The organism is Dyella sp. LX-66 (genome assembly GCF_018599165.1).
In the GTDB taxonomy this organism is placed as follows: domain Bacteria; phylum Pseudomonadota; class Gammaproteobacteria; order Xanthomonadales; family Rhodanobacteraceae; genus Dyella_D; species Dyella_D marensis.
Genome location: NZ_JAHFVJ010000003.1, coordinates 556,182 through 575,493 on the forward strand (window position 1 = coordinate 556,182; position 19,312 = coordinate 575,493).

The 19,312-nt window shown below is 68.8% G+C and carries 14 protein-coding genes; 5 read left to right on the forward strand and 9 right to left on the reverse strand.

Going from position 1 to position 19,312, the window contains the following annotated elements:
• Complete coding sequence (locus KK141_RS09060; protein ID WP_214569399.1) at window positions 1-1,383, reverse strand: MATE family efflux transporter; 1,383 nt, start codon at window positions 1,381-1,383, stop codon at window positions 1-3.
• Window positions 1,384-1,487: 104 nt separating this feature from the next.
• On the opposite strand from KK141_RS09060, the gene KK141_RS09065 reads away from it, so the two are divergent.
• From KK141_RS09065 to tal, 4 genes are all read left to right on the forward strand, one after another.
• On the forward strand, window positions 1,488-2,717 hold the full coding sequence (locus tag KK141_RS09065; protein ID WP_345777540.1) for a DUF3667 domain-containing protein: 1,230 nt from the start codon (window positions 1,488-1,490) through the stop codon (window positions 2,715-2,717).
• Between the two features lie 457 nt (window positions 2,718-3,174).
• Entirely contained in the window at window positions 3,175-5,355 is a 2,181-nt protein-coding gene (locus tag KK141_RS09070) for a primosomal protein N' (protein WP_214569400.1), read from the forward strand.
• A 79-nt stretch (window positions 5,356-5,434) separates the two neighbouring features.
• Complete coding sequence (locus KK141_RS09075) at window positions 5,435-6,721, forward strand: NAD(P)/FAD-dependent oxidoreductase (RefSeq protein WP_214569401.1); 1,287 nt, start codon at window positions 5,435-5,437, stop codon at window positions 6,719-6,721.
• A gap of 63 nt (window positions 6,722-6,784) precedes the next feature.
• Entirely contained in the window at window positions 6,785-7,738 is a 954-nt protein-coding gene (gene tal, locus KK141_RS09080; RefSeq protein WP_214569402.1) for a transaldolase, read from the forward strand.
• Window positions 7,739-7,850: 112 nt separating this feature from the next.
• On the opposite strand, the gene KK141_RS09085 is transcribed toward tal, so the two are convergent.
• The 6 genes from KK141_RS09085 to rpoH form a co-directional block, all read right to left on the reverse strand.
• Window positions 7,851-9,296, reverse strand: coding sequence for an efflux transporter outer membrane subunit (locus KK141_RS09085; protein WP_214569403.1), 1,446 nt, complete (start codon window positions 9,294-9,296; stop codon window positions 7,851-7,853).
• Complete coding sequence (locus tag KK141_RS09090) at window positions 9,280-10,485, reverse strand: efflux RND transporter periplasmic adaptor subunit (protein ID WP_214569404.1); 1,206 nt, start codon at window positions 10,483-10,485, stop codon at window positions 9,280-9,282. Before KK141_RS09090 ends, KK141_RS09085 begins: the two co-directional genes overlap by 17 nt.
• Window positions 10,478-13,681: an efflux RND transporter permease subunit gene (locus KK141_RS09095; protein ID WP_214569405.1), complete on the reverse strand. Its 3,204-nt coding sequence runs from the start codon at window positions 13,679-13,681 to the stop codon at window positions 10,478-10,480. Before KK141_RS09095 ends, KK141_RS09090 begins: the two co-directional genes overlap by 8 nt.
• A gap of 247 nt (window positions 13,682-13,928) precedes the next feature.
• On the reverse strand, window positions 13,929-15,398 hold the full coding sequence (locus KK141_RS09100) for a HAMP domain-containing sensor histidine kinase (RefSeq protein ID WP_214569406.1): 1,470 nt from the start codon (window positions 15,396-15,398) through the stop codon (window positions 13,929-13,931).
• A 10-nt stretch (window positions 15,399-15,408) separates the two neighbouring features.
• Window positions 15,409-16,110, reverse strand: coding sequence for a response regulator transcription factor (locus tag KK141_RS09105; RefSeq protein ID WP_214569407.1), 702 nt, complete (start codon window positions 16,108-16,110; stop codon window positions 15,409-15,411).
• Window positions 16,111-16,204: 94 nt separating this feature from the next.
• Window positions 16,205-17,062 carry an RNA polymerase sigma factor RpoH gene (gene rpoH / locus KK141_RS09110; RefSeq protein ID WP_214569408.1) on the reverse strand — a complete coding sequence of 286 codons (858 nt, stop codon included), beginning with the start codon at window positions 17,060-17,062 and terminating at the stop codon, window positions 16,205-16,207.
• A 333-nt stretch (window positions 17,063-17,395) separates the two neighbouring features.
• Here rpoH and KK141_RS09115 point away from each other — a divergent pair, with 333 nt between their 5' ends.
• The gene (locus KK141_RS09115) at window positions 17,396-17,713 is read left to right on the forward strand and encodes a hypothetical protein (protein ID WP_214569409.1); all 318 of its coding nucleotides are present in this window, start codon (window positions 17,396-17,398) and stop codon (window positions 17,711-17,713) included.
• A gap of 45 nt (window positions 17,714-17,758) precedes the next feature.
• Here the strand turns inward: KK141_RS09115 and ung are convergent, their stop codons facing one another.
• Window positions 17,759-18,463: a uracil-DNA glycosylase gene (gene ung / locus KK141_RS09120; RefSeq protein WP_214569410.1), complete on the reverse strand. Its 705-nt coding sequence runs from the start codon at window positions 18,461-18,463 to the stop codon at window positions 17,759-17,761.
• Complete coding sequence (locus KK141_RS09125) at window positions 18,460-19,302, reverse strand: response regulator (RefSeq protein WP_214569411.1); 843 nt, start codon at window positions 19,300-19,302, stop codon at window positions 18,460-18,462. Before KK141_RS09125 ends, ung begins: the two co-directional genes overlap by 4 nt.
• Between the last annotated feature and the right edge of the window lie 10 nt (window positions 19,303-19,312).

Genomic DNA, 19,312 nt, shown 5'->3' on the forward strand with positions numbered 1-19,312 from the left:
TCATGTGGGAGAAGTTTGGGGCGTGCGGCGCCAGCGCTCGGTCCGGGAATTGCGCCAGAAGCGGGTGAACAGGAGGATCGCCGCCACGCTCAGCCCGGCCACCAGCCCCATCCACATGCCCCGCGCGCCCAGACCCTGGCGGAACGCCAGCCACCAGCCGAACGGCATGCCGATCACCCAGTAGGCGAACAGCGTCATCGCCATCGGCCAGCGGGTGTCCTTCAGGCCGCGCAGCGCGCCGTTGGAGGCGACCTGGATGCCGTCGGAGAACTGGAACACGCCGGCCAGCACGATCAGCTGGGTGGCCAGCGCGATCACCGCCGCATCGCGGGTGTACAGCGCGGCGATCAGGTGCGGCAGGCCCAGCATCAGGCTGGCCGAGACCACCTGGGTGAGCACGGCCAGGCCGATGCCGCAGAAGCCGGCGTAGCGCACGCCCTCGGCGTCGCCGCGGCCCACCGCATTGCCCACGCGCACGGTGATCGCCATGGCCAGGCCCAGCGGGATCATGAAGAACACCGAGGCGATGTTCAGCGCCACCTGGTGGCTGGCCACCACGGTTTCGCCCAGCGTGCCCAGGGCCAGCGCCACCGCCACGAACAGGCCGCCCTCGGCCAGCAGGGTGATCGCCATCGGCAGGCCGATCGACAGCAGCTCGCGGATGCGCTTGAAGTTGGGCAGGTCGAAGCGCTCGCCCAGGTTCAGGCCGCGGTAGTTGCCGTGGCGCGAGATGTACAGCGCGAAACCCAGCATCTCCATCCACAGCACCAGGGCCGTGGCGATGCCGCAGCCGCGCGCGCCCTGCGGCGCCAGGCCGAACTTGCCGAACATCAGCACATAGCCCAGCGGCGCCAGCACGCACAGGCCGGCCAGGGCGAAGAACATCGACGGCAGGGTCATCGACAGGCCTTCGGAAAGACCCCGCAGCGCGAAGTAGCAGGTGAGCGCGGGCGCGCCCCAGCTGATCGCATGCAGGAAGGCCACCACGTCGGTGCGCAGGCCCGGGTCCACGCCGATCAGGTCGATCAGCGGACCGGCATGGCGCACGAAGAACCACAGCAGCACGCCCATGCCCAGCGCCAGCCACAGCGCCTGGCGGAACACCGCGCCGACTTCGCCGCGGCGGCCGGCGCCGTCCAGCTGCGACACGGACGGCGGTACCGCCATCATCATGCCGATGCCGCTGACGATGGCCAGCGCCCAGATGCTGGCGCCGACGGCGACCGCGCCGAGCACGTGCGCGCTGTAATGGCCGGCCAGCATGGCGTCGACCACATTGGTGCCCACCGCGGCCAGCTGGGCCAGGATCAGGGGCGCTGCGAGCGAGACGGTGGCACCGATCTCGTGCGCCACGCGGGCGCGATCGGAAGGGGAAAGAAACATAGGCGGGACTCCAGAGCCGGCGATTCTACAGGCTCCCGTCAGGCAGGGCTGCCTCCGTCACACGCTTATGCCAAGATCGCCCGCTTGTAAGGGGAGGGGTCAAGGTGAGCGGGAAAGACATCGTCTCGTACGACGGCGTGCATTGCGCCAATTGCACGGCAGCCATGCAGGGCGAGTTCTGCCACCACTGCGGGCAGTCGATCCACACCGTGCTCAAGCCGGTGCATCACATGTTCGAGGACACGCTGGAGACCTTCCTCCACGTGGACGGCCGCGTGCTGCATACCTTGCCGCCGCTGATGACCAAGCCGGGCTTCCTCACCCTGGAATATTTCTCCGGGCGCCGCCAGCGCTACGTGCCGCCGTTCCGGCTGATGTTCGTGCTGTGCCTGCTGGCGTTCTTCCTGACCCATATCGCGGTCGATTCGCTGGTGACGCGCGGCAAGGATTTCGCGCCCGGCGTGCACGTGGACCGGCGCCAGTTCGACGACCTGAAGACCTCGGACGACGTCCGCCACGCTCTGGACGAGCAGCTGGCCAACCTGCAGCAGGCCCGCGCGACGGTGGCCAACGTGCCCGGCGCCGACGCCGGCCTGGTCAAGGCCGAGAAGGAACTGCGCAAGCAGGCCGAGCGGCGCATCGCCACCATCGATGGGGCCGCGGCGCCGGCCTCGGGGGCATCGGCCAAGGCACCGGCGGCGGCCGCCTCCGCGCCGGCCGTCGCTTCCAGCGCCGGGCACCGCGCGGCCAAGGACGACGACGTGGAAGCGGAAGACTGGCTGGACAAGCCGGCCAACACCCGCGTCTCCTGGCTGCCCGAATTCATGAATGCGCGGCTGGCCCACGCCGCCGCCAACCTGCGCGCCAATATCCGGGGCTGGAAGAGTTCCGACCCGGAAGTGCACGAACAGGCCGCCGAGCGCTTCAAGGCCGGCATCTTCGGCGCCCTGCCGCAGACCATGTTCGTGCTGATGCCGGCCTTCGCCCTGCTGCTGAAGCTGTTCTACCTGTTCAAGCGCCGGCTCTATATGGAGCACCTGATCGTGGCGCTGCACAGCCACGCCTTCCTGTTCGCCACGGTGCTGCTGTGGGTGCTGCTGGCGCTGCTGAAGTCCTGGATCGCGCCGCATGCAGCCTGGGTCGGCAGCGTACTGGGCTGGCTGGAATTCGCCCTGGCGATATGGGCGCCGGTGTACCTGCTGCTGATGCAGAAAAGGGTCTACCGGCAGGGCTGGTTCATGACCGTGCTGAAGTACCTGGTGATCGGCTGGTGTTACACCTGGTTGCTCGGATTCGCCCTGGTAAGCGCCTTGATGATGGGCGCGGTGCACTAAGCAATAGGCCGATATTTTGTGATGCGCATCACAACGAAACCGGGCAGTGGCCGACGCGTCGAGCCCTGCCAGAATCGCGCCAGCGAGGGTTTTGCACAGCATCACAGGACTGTCAATAGATTGACCACGGCTATGTCAATTGGATGAACACCAGCCGAGCGGCCTCTGTAAGTCATTGAATCTAAATCGCATTACAAGTTGGCTAAAAGTTCGACAGCACGTCGCAAAGTCCGATTTTTCTGGCTTTGAGGGCACCCTTCCCCGGCGCATCCACAGACTTATCCACAGCTCTTGTGGATAAGCCAGATTTTCCCCTTCACAGAGCTACTTACCGGGCACTTCTCGACCGGGGTCCAGCAGGGGGCGCTGAAGCGGCTCCGCAACGGCACCGGCGCCCGGCGCGGGGTCCGTCCCGCCTGTGCCGGGGCCGTTACACTGGCCCGCCCTGAGGATCGCCATGCCCTCCGTTCTGCGCGTCGCCCTGCCGGTGCCCCTGCCCACCCTGTTCGACTACCTGCCGCCCGCGGCCGGCGAGGCGCAGGCGGGCAGCCGGGTGCTGGTGCCGTTCGGGCGCGGCAAGGCGGTGGGCGTGGTGGTGGAAACGGATGTCGAATCCGCTCTCGGCGGCGCGCGCCTGAAACGGGTGCTGCGGCTGCTGGACGAAGCGCCGCTGCTCGACGCGGAACTGATGAAGACCCTGGCCTGGGCCGCCGACTACTGGCTCGGCGCGCCCGGCGAGGCCTACGCCAACGCCTTGCCGCTGGCGCTGCGCGAAGACAAGCCGCTGCCCGACACGCATGAAGAAGCGTGGGCGCTGACCGTCGCCGGCCGCAGCGCGCTGGATGCCGGCAGCCGCAAGGGCGGCAGCCGCCGCCTGCTGGAAACCCTGGCCGCCGCGCCGCTCAGCGCCGGCGAACTGCACGAACGCCTGCCGGACTGGCGCGAGGCCGCGCGCCGGCTCGCCACCGCCGGCCTGATCGAGCGCGTGCGCCGCGAAGCCGATGCCGCGCCGCAGCCCGCCGTCGCGCCACCGGCGCTCAGTCCCGAACAGCAGGCCGCGGTGGCAGCGGTGAGCGCGGAGCTGGGCCGCTTCCAGCCCTTCCTGCTCGACGGCGTCACCGGCAGCGGCAAGACCGAGGTGTATCTCGCGCTGATCGAACAGGTGATCGCCCAGGGCAAGCAGGCCTTGCTGCTGGTGCCGGAAATCGGCCTGGCGCCGCAGACCGTGCGCCGTGTGCGCGAGCGCCTGGGCGTGCCGGTGGAAGTGCTGCATTCCAACCTCGCCGAAGGCGACCGCGCGCGTGCCTGGCTGCGTGCGCGCGACGGCGAGGCACGGGTGATCCTGGGCACGCGCTCGGCGGTGTTCACGCCGCTGCCGCGCGCCGGGCTGATCGTGGTCGACGAGGAACACGACGGCGCCTACAAGCAGCAGGAAGGCTTCCGCTACCACGCGCGCGATCTGGCCCTGCTGCGCGGCCGCGCGCTGGGCGTGCCGGTGCTGCTGGGTTCGGCCACGCCGTCGCTGGAATCGCTGGCGAACGTGGACGCCGGCCGCTACCGCGCGCTGCATCTGCGCGCGCGGCCCGGCGCAATCCGCCCGCCGCAGGTGCAGATCGTCGACATGCGCGCGCAGCGGCTGGAGCACGGCCTATCGCCCACCCTGCTGAGCGCGGTGGCCGACACCATCGCGCGCGGCGAACAGGCGCTGGTGTTCCGCAACCGCCGCGGCTACGCGCCGGTGCTGCTATGCCATCAATGCGGCTGGCATGCCGAATGCCCGCGCTGCGAACACCCGCTCACCCTGCACGCGGGCCGGCGCCAGCTGATCTGCCATCACTGCGACTACCACACGCGCCTGCCCGAGCACTGCCCCTCCTGCGACGCACCGGACCTGAAGCCGCAGGGCCAGGGCACCGAGCGCCTGGAAGAAGCGCTGACCGCGCGCTTCCCCGACGCGCCCGTGCTGCGCATCGACCGCGAGACCACGCGCCGCCGCGACGCCTTCGACGAACTGCTCGACCGCCTGCGCGGCGACGGGCCGGCGATCCTGGTCGGCACGCAGATGCTGGCCAAGGGCCACGACCTGCCCAACCTCACCCTGGTCGCCATCGTCGGCGTGGACGAAGGCCTGCACAGCGTGGATTTCCGCGCCAGCGAACGCCTCGCCCAGCTGATCGTGCAGGTGGCCGGCCGCGCCGGCCGCGCCAGCAAGCCCGGCCGCGTGATCCTGCAGACGCACCACCCGGAACACCCGCTGCTGCGCCAGCTGCTGGCGCAGGGCTACGCCGCCGCCGCGAAGGAACTGCTGGCCGAACGCCAGGCGGTGCAGCTGCCGCCGTACATGCACCAGGTGCTGCTGCGCGCCGATGCGCACCAGCGCGAACACGTGGATGCCTTCCTGCGCGAAGCACGCGGCGCGCTGGAACCGGCCGCGCAGGCGGAACTGGGCATCGCCGGCCCGATGCCCGCGCCGATGCCGCTGCGCGCGGGGCGCCATCGCGGGCAATTGCTGGTCGAGGCGGGCAGCCGCGCGGTCCTGCACGCGGCGCTGCGGCCGTGGGCGCGTGGTCTGTCGGCACTGCCGTCGGCGCGGCGGGTGCGCTGGTCGCTGGATGTGGATCCGGTGGATCTGTACTGAGCGTTCTCTAGCGGGCGCGGCGCGCCGCAAGGGCCGCTCCCGTAAAATGGCGGGCGCCCTCTCCCAACGAGCTCCCCCGATGTCACAGCCCGATCCCCGGCCGCACATCGTCATCCTCGGCGGCGGTTTCGGCGGCATGGCCGCCGCGCACCGGCTCGACGATGCCTCGCTCCGCGTCACCCTGGTCGACCGGCGCAACCACCACCTGTTCCAGCCCCTGCTCTACCAGGTCGCCACGGCGGGTCTTTCCGCACCGTCCATTGCCGCACCGCTGCGGCAGATCCTGCGCAAGCAGCAGAACGTCACCGTGCTGCTGGACGAAGCGCAAGGCATCGACCTGGCCCATAAGCGCGTGCTGCTCGCGCAAGGCCCGCTCGATTACGACTATCTGATCGTCGCCACCGGCGCCACGCACGCCTACTTCGGCCACGACGACTGGGCCCGCCACGCACCGGGCCTGAAGACGCTGGACGACGCCTTTGCCATCCGCCGCCGCGTGCTGCTCGCCTTCGAGCATGCCGAGCGCGAGGACGATCCGGCGCGGCGCCAGGCCTGGCTCAATTTCGTGGTGGTCGGCGGCGGCGCCACCGGCGTGGAGCTGGCCGGCACGCTGGCGGAGATCGCACGCCATACGCTGCCGCGCGAATTCCGCCGCAGCGATCCGCGCACGGCGAACATCCTGCTGGTGGAAGCGGGGCCGCGCGTGCTGCCGGCGTTCGCGCCAGAGTTGTCGGCGAAGGCACAGAAGCAATTGGAAAAACTCGGCGTGCAGGTGCGCACCGGCACCGCCGTCACTGCGATCGGCAGCGACAGCGTGCAGCTCGGCAACGAGACGCTGGCCTCGCGCACCGTGCTATGGGCCGCCGGCGTCGCCGCCTCGCCGCTGGGCCAGCACCTCGGCGTGCCGCTGGACCGCGCCGGCCGCGTGCCGGTGACGCCGGAGCTGGCCGTGCCGGGTTACCCCGAGGTGTTCGTGATCGGCGACCTGGCCAGCGTCACCCAGGCCGACGGCAAGCCGGTGCCCGGCATCGCGCCGGCCGCCAAGCAGATGGGCCGCTATGTGGCGGACGCGATCCTGGCGCGCCTCGGCGGCCGCGCCGCACCTGCGCCGTTCCGCTACCGCGACGACGGCACGCTGGCCACCATCGGCCGGCTGTCGGCGGTGGCGCAGTTCGGGCGGGTGAAGCTGTCGGGCGTGCTGGCCTGGTGGGTGTGGCTGGTGGCCCACGTGTATTTCCTGATCGGCTTCCGCAACCGCCTGGTGGTGCTGCTGGACTGGGCCTGGTCGTACTGGACCTACCAGCGCCACGCGCGCATCGTCACCGGCTCCGATACCCGCCGATCCGGCAACACAGACGAAAGCTGACCGCGCTTTGCCCGGCGCCGCCGGGCGGCGACAATACCTCGTTCCCTCAGACGGATTCCGCTCGTGTCCAACCAACTCGAACAGCTGCGCCAGTACACCACCGTGGTCGCCGACACCGGCGACATCGAGGCGATCGCCCGCTATCGCCCCGTGGACGCCACCACCAATCCCTCCCTGCTGCTGAAGGCGACCGAGCTGCCGGCCTATGCGCCGCTGATCGACGAAGCCGTGCAGTGGGCCAAGGCCCAGAGCGCCTCGCGCGAACGCCAGCTGGTCGACGCCGGCGATTACCTTTCCGTCGCCGCCGGCCGCAAGATTTCCGAGCTGGTGCCGGGCCGCGTGTCCACCGAAGTGGATGCGCGCCTGTCCTTCAACACCGACGCCACCATCGCCAAGGCCGAGCGCCTGATCGGCCTGTACGAAGCGGCCGGCGTGAAGCGCGAGCGCATCCTGATCAAGATCGCCTCCACCTGGGAAGGCATCCGCGCCGCCGAGACGCTGGAACGCCGCGGCATCCAGTGCAACCTCACCCTGCTGTTCTCGTTCGAGCAGGCGGTGGCCTGCGCCGAGGCCGGCGTGTACCTGATCTCGCCCTTCGTCGGCCGCATCATGGACTGGTACGTCGCCAATACCGCGACCAAGACCTATGCGCAGGAAGAAGACCCGGGCGTGCAGTCGGTGCGCCGCATCTACGGCTGGTACAAGCAGCACGGCTTCGACACCGTGGTGATGGGCGCGAGCTTCCGCAATATCGGCCAGATCCAGGCGCTCGCCGGCTGCGACCGCCTGACCATCAGCCCGGATCTGCTGGAGAAGCTGGAAGCCACCAGCGAACCGCTGCCGCGTGCACTGCAGGACGATGGCAAGCGCGAAGCGCGCGTGCCGGCGCTGGATGAGGCGGGGTTCCGCTGGGGCCATAACGAGGATGCGATGGCGACGGAGAAGCTGGCCGATGGCATCCGCAAATTCGCCGCCGATCAGCGGAAACTGGAAGCGATGCTGGCGGCGCGGCTGTAAAAGAGAACAGCGTAGGTTGGGGTGAGCCGCAGGCGAACCCCAACATCGGCACATCGATACGCACCGCACTGTTGGGGTTCGCCTGCGGCGCACCCCAACCTACGCCGGGCGGTTATTTTGCGGACGCCAGGTCACCGGTGGTCCACCCACCCCCCAACGCCCGCACCAGCTGCACACTCGCCCGCAGCTGCCGCGTATCCAGATCCAGCAGGCTTCTCTGCGCATCCAGCGCCGCGGTCTGCGCCTGCACCACGTCGAGATAGCCCACCGCGCCCTGCCGATACCGGTCCATCGCGATATCCAGCGAACGCTTCGCGGCGTCCGCCGCATCCTGCTGGTCGTTGCGCGCCGTGCCGAAGTGATCGAGCTGGGCGAGGTTGTCTTCCACCTGCTGGAACGCGTTGAGCACCACGCCGCGATAGCGCGCGCCGGCTTCCTCGGTGGCGGCCTTCGCCGCCTCGACGCCGGCCTTGCGGCGGCCGCCGTCGAACAAGGTGAGCAAAGCCGTCGGGCCGATCGCCCAGAACTGATTAGGCGCGGTGAACAGGCCACCGTAGCGGTCGCTCTGGAAACCACCCTGCGCACTCAACCCGAGCGACGGGAAATACGCCGCACGCGCGATGCCGATCCGCGCATTCGCCGCGGCAACGCGGCGCTCGGCCGCGGCCACATCCGGACGGCGCTGCAGCAGCGTCGACGGCACGCTCACCGGCACCGTCGGCAGTGGCAGCGCTGCCGTGTCGGCCTGCAACGAGAAGCTGGAAGCGGACTCGCCGACCAGCGACGCGATCGCATGCTCCACCAGCGCACGCTGCGCCAGCGTCTGCGACCACTGCGACTTGGTCGAGGACAGCTGCGTCTGCGCGCGCGCCACGTCCAGGCCCGAAGCGATGCCGCCACTGTGGCGCGTCTGCGTCAGCTCCAGCGCCTTCTGGTAGGCGGCGATGCTTTCCTTCAGCAACTGGATCTGCTGATCGAGTCCGCGCAGCACCAGATAGTTGTCGGCCAGCTGCGCCTGCAGGCTCAGGCGTGCGGAGGCGAGATCCGCGGCCGCGGCCAGCGCATCGTCCTTGCCCGCTTCGACCGTATTGCGCACGCGGCCCCACAGGTCGACTTCGTAATCGACTTCGGCACCGAGCGTGTAGCTGTCGTAGTTGGCCGGCGAGGTGGCGCCGCGCAGCGGGCGCGTATCCGACTGGCGGTCGCGCTGCGCATTGGCATTGAGGCCTGCCTGCGGGAACAACCCAGCGCGTGCCTGCCGGCTGAAGGCTTGCGCCTGCTGGTAATGCGCCAAGGCGGCGGCGAGGTCGGCATTGTTCTTCAACAGGCGCTGCTGCAGATCGCTCAAGCGGGCGTCGCCGTACAGCGTCCACCAGCCGTCGCGCGGCAGCTGGTCCGACGGCTGCGCCGCCACCCAGCTCTTGCCGTAGGCCTCGCCGTGTTCCTGGAACTGCTCGGCCACCGGCACCTCGGGCGCCTTGTACGCCGGCGCCAGCGAGCAGCCGGCCAGCACCGCGGCCAGCGCGAGGGCGAGAACGCGCTCAGGCCTTCTTTGCATTGCTGCGCCCCGGGTTCTTGGCCAGTTCGGTGTTGTCCTTCTCGGCGGTGCGCACCTGGTCGCCGTCGACCAGGCCGTCCGGCGGGCTTTCGATCACGCGGTCGTCCGCGCCCAGGCCCGAGCCGATTTCCACCGTCTTGCCGTAGTCGCGCAGGATGGTCACCTGCTTGAAGGCGATCTTGTTGTCCGCGCCCAGCGTGGCGATGCGCGTGCCCTTGTCGTCGATGATCAGCGCGCTGGCCGGCACGCGCAGCGCGGCGGCGTCGCCGGGGCGCTCCAGCCGCACGCTGGCGAAGCTGCCGGGCATCAGCTTGCCGTCGGCATTGTCGACCGCGAGCTGGATGAGGGTGGTGCCGGATTCGGCGGCCACCGCGCCGGCGGAAGCTTCCACGCGCGCCTGGAAGGTGCGGCCGGGATACTCCGGCAGCGACAAGGTGGCGATCGCGCCCGGCTTGATCGACGGCGCGTAGTTCTGCGGCACGCGCACATAGACGCGCAGCTTGCGCACGTCGGACACTACGAACAGTTCCGGCCCGCTGCCGCTGCCGGCGTTGATCAGCGCGCCGACGTCGGTCTCGCGCGCGGTGACCATGCCGTCGAACGGCGCGACGATGCGGGTAAAGCCCTTCAGCGCCTCGATGCGGTCGACGTTCGCCTTGGCCGCCTTGGCGATGGCCTGCTTGGCGGTGAAGTCGCCGGTCTTCTCGTCCACTTCCTGGCGCGAGACCGAGTCGGAACCGAGCATGGCCTGCCAGCGCTTGGCGGTGGTGGCGGCCAGCGCGGCATTCGCTTCGGCGCTGGCCATATCCGCCTTGGCCTGCAGCAGCTGCTGGTCCAGGTCCGGCGTTTCGATTTCCGCCAGCAACTGGCCGGCCTTCACCGGCGCGCCGATGTCGACCTTCCAGGATTTCAGGTAACCGCTGACGCGCGCATAGATCGGCGCACGTGCATAGGCTTCCAGGCGGCCCGGCAGATCGAGCGAGGCGCCGGCGGCGCTGCGTTCGACCGGCACCACGCTCACCGTGGGCACGGCCTGCTGGTCGGTCCAGTCCTTGAGCTTGCGCGCGTCGTTGGCGCGGGTGACCACGCCGGTGGCGACCACGGCGACGACCACGATGGCGCCGATGATGCCGGCGCGGCGCAGGCGGTGCACCGGCACGGGACGAGGGGTGTGAGGGGCGTTAGACATGGACGGGCTCTCCGGAAACCGAAGCCGGGTCGGCGGCGCGGCCATGCCGCGCGTGGATGATGCGGAAGACGACAGGAACGAAGAACAGCGTGGCGACCGTGGCGAAGACCAGGCCGCCGATTACGGCGCGGCCTAGCGGGGCGTTCTGCTCGCCGCCCTCGCCCAGGCCCAGCGCCATCGGCGCCATGCCGATGACCATCGCCAGCGCGGTCATCAGCACAGGGCGGAAGCGCACGAAGCCCGCTTCCATCGCCGCCAGGTGCGCGTCGCCGTGCTCGGCCAGGCGCTCGCGGCAGAAGCTCACCACCAGGATCGAGTTCGCCGTAGCCACGCCCATGCACATGATGGCGCCGGTGAGCGCCGGCACCGACAAGGTGGTGCCGGTGGCGAACAGCATCCACACGATGCCGGCCAGCGCCGCGGGCAACGCGGTGATGATCACGAACGGATCGCTCCAGGACTGGAAGTTCACCACGATCAGCAGATAGATCAGCACCGCCGCGCCGAGCAGGCCGAAGATCAGGCCGGAGAACGCGCTGTTCATGGTCTTGACCTGGCCGAGCAGCGCGGTCGACGAACCCTTCGGCAGCTGCTTGGCGTGCGCGGCGACGATGTTCTGGATATCCGCCGCCACGGCGCCGAGGTCGCGCCCCTGCGTGGTGGCGAAGATCTCCACCATCGGCTGAATGTTGTACTGGCTCACCACCGCGTTGCTGGTGCCGCGTTTGATCGTGGCCAGGCCGCCGAGCAGCTGCGAGCTGCCGCCGCCGCTGGAGGTGACCGGGATGTTCTCCAGCGCCGACAGCGAGTCGAGCTTGTACTGCGGCGTCTGCATCACGATCGGGTAGGAGATCTGGTTCTGCGGATTCAGCCAGAAGGTGGGTGCCACCTGGCTGGAACCGGCCAGGTTCACCACCAGGCTGTTGGTGACGTCGCGCTCGGTCACGCCCAGCAGCTGCGCGCGGGTGCGGTCCACGTCCACCGCGAAGGTGGGGTTGGCCTGCGACTGCTGGATGCGTGCATCGGCTACGCCCGGTACGCGGCGGATCTCGCGCAGCAGGGTGTTGGCGTAGGCGAAGTTCTGCGGCAGGTTGGTGCCGCGCACCTGCAGATCGATCGGCGCGGGCGAGCCGAAGTTGAGGATCTGGCTGATGATGTCCGCCGGCGGGAACGAGAAGGTCACGCCCGGAAACTCGTGCGGCAGTTCCTCGCGCATGCGGCGCACGTATTCGGCGGTGGGGCGATGGCCTTCGTTGAGCGCGATCTGGATGTCGCCGTCCCAGGAACCGATCGTGCCGGTGTTGTTGTAGGCGGTGTTGATGCCGCTGATCGGCTGGCCGATGTTGTCCACCACCGTGCCCAGTTCCTCCGGCGGCACGATGCGGCGGATCGCCGCCTGCACGTTGGCGAAGATGGTGGCGCTCTCCTCCACGCGCGTGCCGATCGGCGCGCGCACGTGCATCAGGATCTGGCCCGCATCCACCGAGGGGAAGAAGTTGCGGCCCAGGAACGGCACCAGCGCAAACGAAGCCACCACGAAAGCGAGGAAGCCGCCGACGAACACGCGCCGATGCTCCAGCGCCATCGCCAGCAGGTCGCGGTAGGCCGCGCGCACGCGCTCGAAACGCGCCTCGAAGCCGCGCTGGAAACGCACCAGCGGGTTGGCCGAAGGCGGCAGCGCGGTGCTGTTGCCGTGTTCGTCGGTGTGCGGCGCGTGCGGCTTGAGCAGGTACTTCGCCATCGTCGGCACCAGGGTGCGCGACAGGATGAACGAGCAGATCATGGCGAACATCACCGCTTCGGCCATCGGCACGAACAGGAAGCGCGCCACGCCTTCCAGGAAGAACATCGGCACGAACACGATGCAGATGCACAGCAGCGAGACGAAGGCCGGCGTCACGATCTGGCGCGCGCCGTCCATGATCGACGTCTCCACGTCCTTGCCGTGTTCCAGATGCCAGTTGATGTTCTCGATGGTGACCGTGGCGTCGTCCACCAGGATGCCCACCGCCAGCGCCAGGCCGCCCAGGGTCATGATGTTGAGCGTCTCGCCCACCGCCGACAGCGCGATGATGGAGCCGAGAATCGCCAGCGGGATCGAGGTGGCGATGATCACGGTGGAGCGCCAGCTGCCGAGGAACAGCAGGATCATCAGACTGGTCAGCGCCGCGGCGATGATGCCTTCCTTCGCCACGCCGCCGATGGCCGCGCGCACGAACAGCGACTGGTCGCCGATGGGCGCGATCTGCAAGGTGTCCGGGAACGTGTCTTTCGCGTCGACCAGCTTCTGCTTGACGCCTTCGATGATCGCCAGCGTCGACGCCGAGCCGTTCTTCATCACCGTCATCAGCACCGAGCGGCCGCCGTCGACGTGCACGATATTGCTCTGCGGCGGGTTGCCGTCGCGCGCCTGCGCCACGTCGCGGATGTACACGGTGGTGCCGTTGACCGTCTTGATCGGCAGGTCGCCCAGCGCGCGGATGTCCGACGGCGCGTTGTTGAGCTGCAGCGTGTATTCGTATTCGCCGATCTTCTGCGTGCCTACCGGCACGATGAGATTCTGTGCGGCCAGTGCATTGGCCACGTCCTGCGCGGACAGGCCGCGCGCCTGCAGCGCGGCGGGATCGATGTCGATCTGCACCTGGCGCGTCTTGCCGCCGAACGGATACGGGATCGACGCGCCGGCCACCGAGGTGAGCACCGGGCGCACCGCGTTGATGCCGAGGTCGCCCAGGTTCTGCTCGCTCAGCCCCTTGCCCGACAGCGCCAGCTGGATGATCGGCACGGTAGAGGCGTTGTAGTTGAGGATCAGCGGCGGCGTGATGCCCGGCGGCAGCTGGCGCAGCAGGGTTTGCGCGACCGCGGTGACCTGCGCGTTGGCGGTGCGGATGTCCACCGTCGGCTGGAAGAAGATCTTGATCACGCCGAAGCCGTTGATCGACTGCGCTTCGATGTGTTCGACGTCGTTCACCGTGGTGGTGAGCACGCGTTCGAACGGCGAGGCGATGCGCCCCGCCATCTGGTCCGGCGGCAGGCCGGTGTACTGCCACACCACGCTGATCACCGGAATCTTGATGTCCGGGAAGATATCGGTCGGCGTCCGCATCGCGGACAGCGGGCCGATGATCATGATCAGCAGGGCGAGAACGACGAAGGTGTAGGGCCGCGAGAGCGCGATCCGGACGATGCCAAGCATGCGGGGGATTCCGAGCGCGAATGTTGCGTCGCGAAATTTTGACACGGAGCCCCGGCCGGGCGTTCGGTTATCCGGATGAAGATATTTTCATTATTGATTTACCCCCCACGCCGAGACGACCTAGCCCCCTCTCCCCTCCGGGGAGAGGGTTGGGGTGAGGGGCCGGGCGGAGCGTTAGGCTGAGGATCGCAAGAGACGTACGAGCCTTTCTTCTCTCCGTAGCGGCTCTACCGCAAGCACCCGCCCCTCATCCGCCTGCCGGCACCTTCTCCCCGGAGGGGAGAAGGGCTGCTTCGTCGAGCGGCGCCTGCACCGTGCGCGACAGGCAGGTGCCCGGCACTTCGCCCGGCTTCACCGTATAGCCGTACAGCGTGATGCGCGAACCGGGACCTTCCTTCTGCTCGCCGATATCCAGCGCGAAGCCGTGCAGGCGCACGATCGCGCTGACGATGCTGAGGCCCAGGCCCGAGCCGGGCATCGCGCGGCTGTTGTCACCGCGGTAGAAGCGGCGGGTGACGGCATCGCGCTCGTTCGCGGGGATGCCGGGGCCCTGGTCCAGGATGCTGATGCGCGGGCCGCGGCTGTCCATGCGCGCGCGCAGGCGCACTTCGCCGCCTGCGGGGGTGAACTTGATGGCGTTGCCGACCAGGTTGGCCAGCGCCTCGAACAGCAGATGGGCGTCGCCGCGCACGGACACCGTGGGTTCGATATCGAGCACGAAGGGCTGGCCGCGGTCCTCCGCCACCGGCGCGTAGAACTCGTGCACCTGCTGCAGCACGCTGCCCAGATCCACTTCGTCGAAGCAGGCGCTGCGCCGGCCGTCTTCCAGTTCCGATACGCGCAGCAGCGCGCGGAAGCGGCCGAGCACCTGGTCGATGTCGACGATGCTCGCTTCCAGCAGCGCGGCCTCGGGCTGTTCGGCCAGCTGCTGCTGCGCGCGGTACAGGCGCGCGCGCAGGCGGGTGAGCGGCGTGCGCAGGTCGTGGGCGATGTTGTCGCACACGCCCTTCACTTCGTTCATCAGGCGCTCGATCTCGTCGAGCATGGTGTTGACGATGGCGGCCAGCACGTCGACTTCGTCGCCGCGGCTGCTCACCGGCAGGCGCTTGGCGAGGTCGCCCTGGCGGATCGGATCGGTGGCCTGCTGGAGCATGCGGATACGTTTTTCCGGGCCGCGGCGCAGCAGGAAACCGCCGAGCAGGCCGGGAATGATGGTGAGCGACACCGCCCACATCAGCGCGCGCCACACCACCGTGCCGAGGCCGTCGACGGTGCTGTTGTCCTTCGCGATCACCAGCACGCGGCCGTCGGCGAGCTTCGTCGCCAGCGCGCGGGCGCGCACGTGGCTGCCGTCGCGGTCGGGGCGCGGCAGGCCTTGCGCCAGCAGGCGCACCTTGCTGTCGGCGGCCAGCTCCGCCGGCATGCGCGCGATATTGCCGGCCAGCGGCGTGCCGGCGGCATCGAACAGGCCCACCGACATCACGCCGTGCGGGTCGATGGTGATGGCGGCGTCCACCGTGGCGGGCAGGCGCGAGGTTTCCGTGCTCGCCAGATAGTGCATGCGCTGTTCCAGCATCTGGTCGATCACGGTGTTGAGATAGCGCGTGGTCTCCCACTGGATGACGCCGACCAGCACCAGGCCCCACACGGCGAACAGCGCGCCGTAGATCAGGATCAGGCGGGAGGTGGCGGAGCGCCAGGCGTTGGGGCGATTCATGCCAATAACCTCAGGGCGGGGCCGCGGCGTTCTGGGGTGCCGAGGTGATCATGTAGCCGGTGCCGCGCACGGTGCGGATCAGCGGCACCTGGCCGGACCCGTCGATCTTGCGCCGAAGCCGGCCGATGTGCACGTCGATCACATTGGTGCCGGGGTCGAAATGGAAGCCCCACACCGCCTCGAAGATCATGGTGCGGGTGAGTACCTGGCCGGAATGGCGCATCAGGTATTCCAGCAGGCGGTACTCGGTGGGCTGCAGGGTGAGCGGCTGGCCGTTGCGGAAGGCGACGTGGCGCACCCGGTCCAGTTCCAGCTCGCCGACGCGCAGGCGCGTGTCGTGCGGCTGCGGCTGGCGGCGGCGCAGCAGCACTTCGGCGCGCGCGGCCATCTCGTCGGGGGCGAAGGGCTTGGTCAGGTAATCGTCGCCGCCGGCGCGCAGGCCGCGGATGCGGTCGTCCACTTCGCTGAGCGCGCTGATCATCAGCACCGGCGTTTCGATCTGCTGCCGGCGCAGCGCCTCGACCACTTCGATGCCTTCCAGGCCGGGCAGCATGCGGTCCAGCGTGATCAGGTCGTAGGCCTGGGCGCTGGCGCGGGCCAGGCCTTCGCGGCCGTCGGCCACCCATTCAGCGGTCATGCCGTGGACGCTGAGCTCGGCCACGATCTCGCGGGCGGTGACCTCGTCGTCTTCGATGACCAGGACTCTGGGCATGGCTATGGACGTCCGGACGTCTATCTATCGTAGTGGCGCAAAAACCGACGGCCCCGGGTGGGGCCGTCGGCAATCGTAACGCTGCAGCGAAGAATCAGGCGGCGAACAGGCCGCGCATCTTCTTCATCGCATTGGCCTCGACCTGGCGGATGCGCTCGGCCGAGACGCCGTACTCGTCGGCCAAGTCCTGCAGGGTGGCCTTTTCCTCGTTCAGCCAGCGGCGCTGGATGATGTCGCGCGAGCGCTGGTCCAGCTTCTGCAGGGCGTCGGTCAGGGTTTCGAGCTGGTTGTCGGCCTGGTCGGCGTCGGCGATGTTGTCGTACGGGTCGGCGCCTTCGTCGATCAGGAACGCGGCCGGTGCGGGCTTGGCGTCGTCATCGGCGTCGGCCGGGGCCTCGAAGCCGATGTCGCGGCCGGACAGGCGGGCTTCCATTTCGCGCACGGTCGCTTCCGGCACGCCCAGGTCCTTCGCCACCACGCGCACTTCCTCGGCGTTCATCCAGCCCAGGCGCTTCTTGCTCTTGCGCAGGTTGAAGAACAGCTTGCGCTGCGCCTTGGTGGTGGCCACCTTGACGATGCGCCAGTTGCGCAGGATGAACTCGTGCATTTCGGCACGGATCCAGTGCACCGCGAAGCTGACCAGGCGCACGCCCTGGTCCGGGTCGAAGCGCTTGACCGCCTTCATCAGGCCGATATTGCCTTCCTGGATCAGGTCGCCGATCTGCAGGCCGTAGCCGCTGTAGCCGCGGGCCACGTGGACCACGAAGCGCAGATGGGACATCACCAGCTTGCGGGCAGACGCAAGGTCTTCTTCTTCCTGGTAGCGGCGCGACAGCGCCTGCTCTTCTTCCTGGCTGAGCACCGGGATGCGGTGTACCGCCGAAATATAAGCATCCAGACTGCCGACGACGCTGGGTACCGGCAGGTTGGCGGTCACCAAAGCTTGAGACATGTGTGGATCCTCCTGGGGTCGAATTCAGCTTAGCACTCCCTCAGTGAGAGTGCTAAAGCGGTCGGGAAGTTCCTCAGCGGGTATTCCCGGCTGCTTTATTGAACCGAATCGTACAGGAATGCAGGATTCCTGTCCAGACGCAGGCCACGGTAGCCGCCCGGCCCTCAAGCCCCCGTTAATCCAGCCTCGCCGCAAGCTTCACGTAAGGCTTTTCCTACCGTGCGACGGGGTATTCACCGACAGACAGGCGGGGCCCCCTAGTCGTTCCATCGAGCGGCCCGGCAGGGTGCCGGGTGTTCCATGCAGACATTCACTCTCCAAGGAGCAAACCAGATGCGCGTTGCAAAATGGCTGTTGATCGCCGCGACCACCGGCGTGGCGGGCCTGTTCGCCGGTTCCGTCGCCGCCGAGCCGAACTGTACGGTCTGTCTGAAGGGCTACCAGGGTTGCGTCAACAAGGACCCGAACAATGCGGCGAACATCGCCGCATGCATGGCGCAGTACTCCACCTGCCTGGCCTGGTGCGGCGAGCCTTCCGCCACCGCGGCTCAGCGCCGCGCCCTGCTGGACGTGCGGCCGTACCGGCCGGACCTGTCCACCACCTCGACGGCCACGGCCCTGCCCCCGCCGCTGGCGCCGCGGGCTCCCTGATCGCTGGGGATTTCACGGAGGGTGCCGCCGGCACCCTCCTCGCCGTCAGGCGGCCAGTTCGCTGCGCGGGGGCAGCGACCAGTCGATCGGCGCCTGGCCGTGTTCTTCCAGATAGCGGTTGGCCGCGGAAAAGTGGCCGCAGCCGAGGAAACCCCGGTGCGCCGACAGCGGCGACGGGTGCACCGAACGCAGGATGCAGTGCCGGCTGCTGTCGATCAGCTGCCCCTTGCGCTGCGCATACGAACCCCACAGCAGGAACACCAGCCCTTCGCGCTCGCGGTTGAGGGCGTCGATAGCCGCGTCAGTGAAACCTTCCCAGCCCTTGCCCTGATGCGAGGCGGCCTGGCTCTGCTCCACCGTCAGCACCGCATTGAGCAGCAGCACGCCGCGGTCGGCCCAGGGCGTGAGGCAGCCGTGGTCCGGCGGGGCGATGCCGAGATCGCGCTGGATCTCCTTAAAGATGTTCTGCAGCGACGGCGGCGGCGGCACGCCCGGCCGCACCGAGAAGCACAGCCCATGCGCCTGGCCGGGGCCGTGATAAGGGTCCTGCCCCAGGATCACTACCCGCACCTGCTCGAACGGCGTGTGCTCGAACGCGGCGAAGATCTCCGGCCCGGGCGGGAAGATCACCTTGCCGTGCTGCTTCTCGTTGCGCAGGAAAGCCGACAGCGCCTGCATCTCCGGCCGCTCCAGGTAGGCGCCGATGCGCTCCTTCCAGGACGGCTCCAGCTTGACCCGGCCCTCGTTCATGCGGCCTGGTCGCGCTGGCGCAGATGCCGCGCCACGCGCAGCTGGAACAGCACCTTGGTGATCAACAGCTTCTCCTCGATCGGCTTCTCCACCAGGTCGTTGGCGCCGGCCTTGAGCAGCGCCGCCTGGTTGGCGGGATTCTCGTCGCCGGTCATCACCAGCACCGGCAGGCGGCCCTTGCTGTAGGCGTAGTCGCGGCGGACGCGCTCGAGCAGGTCGCCGCCGGTGAGCTCGCCCTTCAGGCTGACGTCGGTGAGCACCAGGTCGGCGCCGATCTGGCCTTGCGCCTTGGCGGTATCCAGCCAGGCGAGAGCGTCCTCGGCGCTGATCACGTGGCGCACGGTCAGGCCGTATTTCTCCAGGATGCGGCGGGTGGCCAGGGCGACCACGCGGCTGTCCTCCACGTAGAGCACCTCGCCCTCGGCCGAGCTTTCCGGGCGCACGTAGCCGCGGATGAACTCGGCCAGCGCCTGGAAGCCCAGCGACTTGTCGAAGTAATCGGTGACGTGCTCGCCCAGGGTGCGGCGGTGCAGGCGGTCGTCGACGTCGCCGGACACCACCACGATGGGCACATAGATCTGCGGCGCCGATTCGCGCACGTAGCGCGCCAGCTCCAGGCCGTCCATGTCCGGCAGGCGCAAGGCAATCGTGATGAAGTCGAACACGCCGCCCTCGAGCAGCTGGTGCGCTTCCGCACCGCTCGCGCAGCCCACCACCTCGGCATCCGGCAGCTCCACCTTGAGCACGCGGCTGATCAGCTGCCGCACCACTTTCGAACCGTCCACCACCAGCACGCGCGGCGCGGCGCTGACGATGCGGTTGCTGAAACCTTCACTCATTGACCGATCC

Coding starts and splice junctions, on each gene's coding strand:
- rpoH (WP_214569408.1), bottom strand. CDS start 17,062: ATGTCTCAAGCTTTGGTGACCGCCAACCTGCCGGTACCCAGCGTCGTC.
- KK141_RS09075 (WP_214569401.1), top strand. CDS start 5,435: ATGTCACAGCCCGATCCCCGGCCGCACATCGTCATCCTCGGCGGCGGT.
- KK141_RS09100 (WP_214569406.1), bottom strand. CDS start 15,398: ATGAATCGCCCCAACGCCTGGCGCTCCGCCACCTCCCGCCTGATCCTG.
- KK141_RS09085 (WP_214569403.1), bottom strand. CDS start 9,296: ATGCAAAGAAGGCCTGAGCGCGTTCTCGCCCTCGCGCTGGCCGCGGTG.
- KK141_RS09105 (WP_214569407.1), bottom strand. CDS start 16,110: ATGCCCAGAGTCCTGGTCATCGAAGACGACGAGGTCACCGCCCGCGAG.
- KK141_RS09070 (WP_214569400.1), top strand. CDS start 3,175: ATGCCCTCCGTTCTGCGCGTCGCCCTGCCGGTGCCCCTGCCCACCCTG.
- KK141_RS09125 (WP_214569411.1), bottom strand. CDS start 19,302: ATGAGTGAAGGTTTCAGCAACCGCATCGTCAGCGCCGCGCCGCGCGTG.
- KK141_RS09090 (WP_214569404.1), bottom strand. CDS start 10,485: ATGTCTAACGCCCCTCACACCCCTCGTCCCGTGCCGGTGCACCGCCTG.
- KK141_RS09095 (WP_214569405.1), bottom strand. CDS start 13,681: ATGCTTGGCATCGTCCGGATCGCGCTCTCGCGGCCCTACACCTTCGTC.
- KK141_RS09060 (WP_214569399.1), bottom strand. CDS start 1,383: ATGTTTCTTTCCCCTTCCGATCGCGCCCGCGTGGCGCACGAGATCGGT.
- ung (WP_214569410.1), bottom strand. CDS start 18,463: ATGAACGAGGGCCGGGTCAAGCTGGAGCCGTCCTGGAAGGAGCGCATC.
- KK141_RS09115 (WP_214569409.1), top strand. CDS start 17,396: ATGCGCGTTGCAAAATGGCTGTTGATCGCCGCGACCACCGGCGTGGCG.